Below are 5025 nucleotides of genomic sequence, written 5' to 3' on the forward strand. Positions count from 1 at the left end.
ATTCTAGGGTCTGCGCGCGTCGCTTCGCTCCTTGCTCCGCCCTAGAATGACGACCGTCCGGAGGTTTTCGCCAATCTCCGGCATCTCCAACAAAAAAGCCCGGCACGAAGCCGGGCTCAGCCCGCCTCAGCTCACCTGGACCTTGCTAGCGGCCTGGTCCTCGGCGATGCGCTGCTGGAACATCTGGGCGAAATCGATCGGGTCGAGCATCAGCGGCGGGAAGCCGCCATTGCGGGTGGCATCCGAGATGATCTGGCGGGCGAAGGGGAACAGGAGCCGCGGGCATTCGATGAACAGGATCGGCAGCATGTGCTCCTGCGGGAAGCCCGAGATGGCGAAGACGCCGCCATAGACCAGCTCGACATTGAACAGCACTTCCTGGTCGAAGGAGGCCTTGGCGTTCAAGGTCAGGTTGACGTCGAACTGCTTGTCCGAAAGCGGATTGGCATTGACGTTGACATTGATGGCGATGCCGGGAGCCTTGTCGCGGCCGCGCAGCGAGTTCGGCGCACCGGGACTTTCGAAGGAAAGATCCTTCACATACTGGGCAAGCACATTGAGCGAGGGCTGGTTCTGGGTGCCGTTGCCGTTGGCGGCGCCGGTCGCGGCGTCATCGTTGCTGGCCATGAGCCTTTAAGTCCTTCTGCCTGGGCAGCATTGCTGACCGGATTGAAATCGCGGGTTCGCTACCATGGCCCGCCGGACAAAACAAGTTTTGCCGCTTTATCGGGCAAAGGCCCTGGGACTAATCGTTTTTCAGCCGCCGCCAGGGCGAATTGTGATCCGGACGGTTCGGATAGTCGTCGCGCGAATAGTCGCTGTCGTCGAGGTCGATGACGGTCTCGCGCCGGCGCGCCGAAAAGCCGCTCGAGAAGCTGGTCGCCATGACGATGCGGCTCTTGAACAGGCGCCAGGCGAAGTCGCGCACCGGCGGCAGCAGCAGGAGAATGGCGAAGATATCGGTGATGAAGCCAGGGATGATCAAAAGGATCGCCGCCAGCACGATCATCGCGCCATGCGCGAGCTGCCGGCTTGGATCATGGCCGGCATCCATCTCGGCCCGCACCCGCGTCATGACGCCGAAACCCTGGTGCCTGAGCAGCAGGCTGCCGGCGACGCTGGACAGGATAACCAGCCCGACCGTCGCCAAGGCGCCGATCTCGCGGCCGACGACCACGAAGCCGGCGATCTCCAGCAGCGGCAGCAGGAGCAGGAACAGCGGGATGAAGGAAATGCGCAAAGTCTCGACCGATCGCTTTCTTCTTTTGGGCGCTCGCGGACAATCGCCGCTGGCCTTGGCGCCTTTAGATAGGTATGGCTGCCTTTGATTTGAATGATTGCGCCTGCCGTTCTATATGCTTTGAGTGTTGAACGCTATGCGACCGCGGTCCCCGAGGGGGGTCACGCCGGTCGGGCAAGAACAGGGTTCGAGTTGGCGGAAAATATGGGTTTCTTCGACTTCGGCACGATTTTCTTTCTGATTGCGGCGGTTGTGATCTTTTTCCAGCTGCGCAACGTGCTCGGACGTCGCACCGGCAACGAGCGCCCGCCCTTCGATCCCTATTCGGCGAGCCGCACGCGCGAGGCCGATGCGGCGCAGAAGCCGGAAAATGTCGTGTCGCTGCCACGCAAGCGCGCACCGGGCGAATCCTCAGCCGAGACCTATGCCGCGATCGACGCCTTCGCCAAGCCGGACACCGATCTCAACAAAGGCCTGCGCACGATCAAGGACAACGATCCGTCCTTCGAACCCAAAACCTTCGTCGACGGCGCCAAAATGGCCTATGAGATGATCGTCATGGCCTATGCCGACGGCGACCGTAAGACGCTGAAGAATCTCCTGTCGCGCGAAGTCTATGACGGGTTCGTCGCCGCCATCGGCGAGCGTGAGGCGAAGTCAGAGAAGATCCAGTCCTCCTTCGTCGGCATCGACAAAGCCGACATCGTCGCCGCGGAGATGAAGGGCTCCGAAGCGCATATCACGCTGCGCGTCGTTTCCGAGCTGATCTCGGCGACCCGCGACAAGGCCGGCGCCGTCATCGACGGCGATCCGGAAACGGTGGCCGAGGTCAAGGATGTCTGGACCTTCGCCCGCGACACACGCTCGCGCGACCCGAACTGGAAGCTCGTCGCCACCGAAGAAGAAGATTGAGATCAAGCGGCGGGGCTCGGTCGTGCCGCTCTCTCCCATACTCAGCGAAAAATCTTTTGATGACCTGCCCGGCTGGGGCGAGGACGACCATGCTGCGGCCTTCGCGGCCTTTCGCCGCTCGGCCCTTCATGCGCCCGTTAAACCCTATCGCACCGGCTCGCTCGGCGTCGATTTCAATGCCTTTGCCGAGGCCTATGCTGAGGCCCGCGCCGTTTCGGCGCCGAATCGGTCCGAGGCGCGGTCCTTCTTCGAGCGGCATTTCGTGCCGATGCTGGTGAGCGCCGAAAACGGCTCGCGGCTAGTCACCGGCTTCTACGAGCCGGAGGTCGAGGCCTCGCCGGTCAGGACGGAGCGGTTCGCCGTGCCGCTGCTGTCCCGCCCCGCCGATCTGATCGACATCGACGACGGCAACCGGCCGGCCGGCATGGATCCTTATCTGGCCTTCGCCCGTCGGACGGATAATGCTCCGGTCGAATATTTCGACCGCGGCGAAATCGAGCGCGGTGCGCTCTTAGGCCAAAATCTCGAGATTGCCTGGCTCGCCGAAAAGGTCGATGCCTTCTTCATCCATGTGCAGGGCGCAGCTAGGCTGAAGATGACCGACGGCAGGCTCGCCCGCGTCACCTATGCCGCGAAATCAGGACAGCGCTTCATTGGCCCGGGCAAGATTCTGAGCGAGCTCGGCGAGATCCCGCTGGAAAAGGTGACGATGCAGTCGATCCGCGCCTGGTTCAAGGCGCATCCTAGCCGCGTCGACGAGATCCTCTGGCAGAACCGCTCCTACATCTTCTTCCGCGAGGCTGCAGTCGACGATGCCGCGCTTGGGCCGATCGCCGCCGCCAAGGTGCCGCTGACGCCGGGGCGCTCGGTCGCGGTCGATCGCCTGCTGCACACATTCGGCACGCCCTTCTATATCGACGCGCCGACGCTCACCGCCTTCGATGAAAAACCGTTCCGGCGGCTGATGATCGCGCAGGACACCGGCTCGGCCATCACCGGGCCGGCGCGCGGCGACCTCTTCGCCGGCTCGGGCGACGCCGCCGGCGAGATCGCCGGCGTGGTCCGCAATGCGGCCGATTTCTATGCGTTGGTTCCGCGTGGGCTTCTGAATGGAGCGACCCGGTGAGCCGCCGCGACGACCATCTCAGCGACGACGACCGCATCCTGTGGAACCTGGTGGCGCGTTCGGCCCGGCCGTTGAAACGCAAGGCCGCGGTCGAGATTCCCGAAATTATCGAGCCCAAGCCGACGCCGGCCGCCGCTTCCGTCAACGGTGTCCCGGCCGTCGCCGCGAAACCGAAGACGCCGCATGTCTCGCATTCGCTCGACGATCAGACGCTGCACAAGCTGAAAAAAGGCCGGCTGCCGATCGAAGGCCGCGTCGACCTGCACGGCATGACGCAGGACGAGGCCTATTCGCTGCTGCTCGCCTTCCTGCATCGGGCGCATGCCGGCGGCATCCGCTATGTTCTGATCATCACCGGCAAGGGTTCGTCCTCGGGCGGCGACGGCATCCTGCGCCGCGCCGTACCGGCCTGGCTGTCGACCCCGGCCTTCCGCCATCTCGTCTCCAGCCACGATCACGCCGCCCGCAACCATGGCGGCTCGGGCGCGCTCTATGTGCGGCTGCGGCGGACGCGCCCATGAGGGCCCGGCGATGAGCGGCTCGGCAATGAGGGCCCGGCGATGAGCAGGTCGACATGACTCCGTTCGGCGAGAAGCTCAGGGCGCTGCGCGCCGAGCGCGGCGTCAGCCAGAAAGCTATGGCCGAGGCGATCGGCGTCAGCGCCGCCTATCTGTCGGCGCTCGAGCACGGCCGCCGCGGCGCGCCGACCTGGACGCTGATCCAGAAGATCATCGGCTATTTCAACATCATCTGGGACGATGCCGAGGACCTCGCCCGCCTTGCCGAGAGCTCGCACCCGAGGGTCAGGATCGACACGTCCGGCCTGTCGCCGGCGGCCACTGAACTGGCCAATCTTTTGGCCGAAAGCATCGAGAGGCTGGATGAGGCGGAATTGCGCCGCCTCAGCACGTCGATCCGCGCCGCGCTCGCACGACGTAGCTAACAAGCGTCAACGGGCGAGGTCGGCGCTGCCCCTCATCTGGCTGCCGCCATCTTCTCCCCGCGAACGGGGAGAAGGGCACTGTGCCGCTGCTTTCGCCAATCACCAGCGTCGGAAATTGGCGCTAAGGTTGCTGCCAGCCTCTTTCTCCCCGTTTTACGGGGAGAAATGCCCGTCAGGGCAATGAGGGGCGGCGCCAACCTGCCATATCCGGATACTCACGATGAAACCGCGTTGGACGAGCGCGATCCGCTTTTCGCTTCGCGCATCTGTAAATGAAATCAGAACTTGCCGGCGCCGGCGCCATTGGAGCTGCCCCGACCGCCCTTGCCTTCATGGCCTTGATGATCGCGGCCGCCATTGCCGCCGCCCAGGCAGTTCGCGGAACCGACGCTGCAGCAGCGGCCGCTCCACAGATCGTTGAGGTTGGTCGCGGCGCAGCTTTTGTAGGTCTTGTCCGCCAGGGCCGATCCGGTCAGGGCCGAAATCGCGACGGCGGCAAGAAGGGTGTTGCGCAGGAAAGAAGTCATTTGAGTTCTCCATGGTTGGATTTGCCATTCACGGCTGTGTGTCGCCGGCCGAACGGGAATGGTTCATGGAGTTGTGCGATTTTTTCGGAGGCCCGTTGCTCTCGTCATCCACGGGCGGAGCGGGAGCGAAGCGGACGCGTAGACCCGAGGATCCTGTGTGTTGGTTCTGGTGTATGGTTGAGGTGGGAAGGAGACCGAGTGGATCGTGGTCGTCCTTTCGGACAGGCCGTGGCATGGCCCGGTCCCTTCCCACCGGTGAACCATCAACCTGAACAGT

Annotated in this window: 7 protein-coding genes; 4 read left to right on the top strand and 3 right to left on the bottom strand. The window is 63.9% G+C overall.

The window, feature by feature from the left end; translation table 11 throughout:
• Positions 1 to 126 precede the first annotated feature (126 nt).
• Together secB and EOA28_RS24500 are read right to left on the bottom strand one after the other, a co-directional pair.
• A complete protein-coding gene (gene secB, locus EOA28_RS24495) occupies positions 127 to 627 on the bottom strand; it encodes a protein-export chaperone SecB (protein ID WP_042645309.1) in 501 nt (166 codons plus the stop codon).
• Between the two features lie 118 nt (positions 628 to 745).
• Entirely contained in the window at positions 746 to 1240 is a 495-nt protein-coding gene (locus EOA28_RS24500; protein ID WP_127252814.1) for an FxsA family protein, read from the bottom strand.
• Positions 1241 to 1444: 204 nt separating this feature from the next.
• On the opposite strand from EOA28_RS24500, the gene EOA28_RS24505 reads away from it, so the two are divergent.
• Genes EOA28_RS24505 through EOA28_RS24520 form a run of 4 tightly spaced genes read left to right on the top strand, consistent with a single transcriptional unit; the run spans position 1445 to position 4221 of the window.
• Entirely contained in the window at positions 1445 to 2152 is a 708-nt protein-coding gene (locus EOA28_RS24505; RefSeq protein WP_126080345.1) for a Tim44/TimA family putative adaptor protein, read from the top strand.
• 22 nt (positions 2153 to 2174) lie between these two features.
• Positions 2175 to 3278: a murein transglycosylase A gene (locus EOA28_RS24510; protein WP_127252815.1), complete on the top strand. Its 1104-nt coding sequence runs from the start codon at positions 2175 to 2177 to the stop codon at positions 3276 to 3278.
• Positions 3275 to 3799, top strand: a complete 525-nt coding sequence (locus EOA28_RS24515) for a Smr/MutS family protein (RefSeq protein WP_127252816.1) — start codon at positions 3275 to 3277, stop codon at positions 3797 to 3799. Before EOA28_RS24510 ends, EOA28_RS24515 begins: the two co-directional genes overlap by 4 nt.
• Before the next feature lie 53 nt (positions 3800 to 3852).
• Complete coding sequence (locus EOA28_RS24520; protein ID WP_127252817.1) at positions 3853 to 4221, top strand: helix-turn-helix transcriptional regulator; 369 nt, start codon at positions 3853 to 3855, stop codon at positions 4219 to 4221.
• A 278-nt stretch (positions 4222 to 4499) separates the two neighbouring features.
• Here EOA28_RS24520 and EOA28_RS24525 read toward each other — a convergent pair whose 3' ends face one another.
• Entirely contained in the window at positions 4500 to 4748 is a 249-nt protein-coding gene (locus EOA28_RS24525) for a hypothetical protein (protein WP_127252818.1), read from the bottom strand.
• Positions 4749 to 5025 lie beyond the last annotated feature (277 nt).

Source organism: Mesorhizobium sp. M2A.F.Ca.ET.067.02.1.1, assembly GCF_004023285.1.
GTDB lineage: Bacteria > Pseudomonadota > Alphaproteobacteria > Rhizobiales > Rhizobiaceae > Mesorhizobium.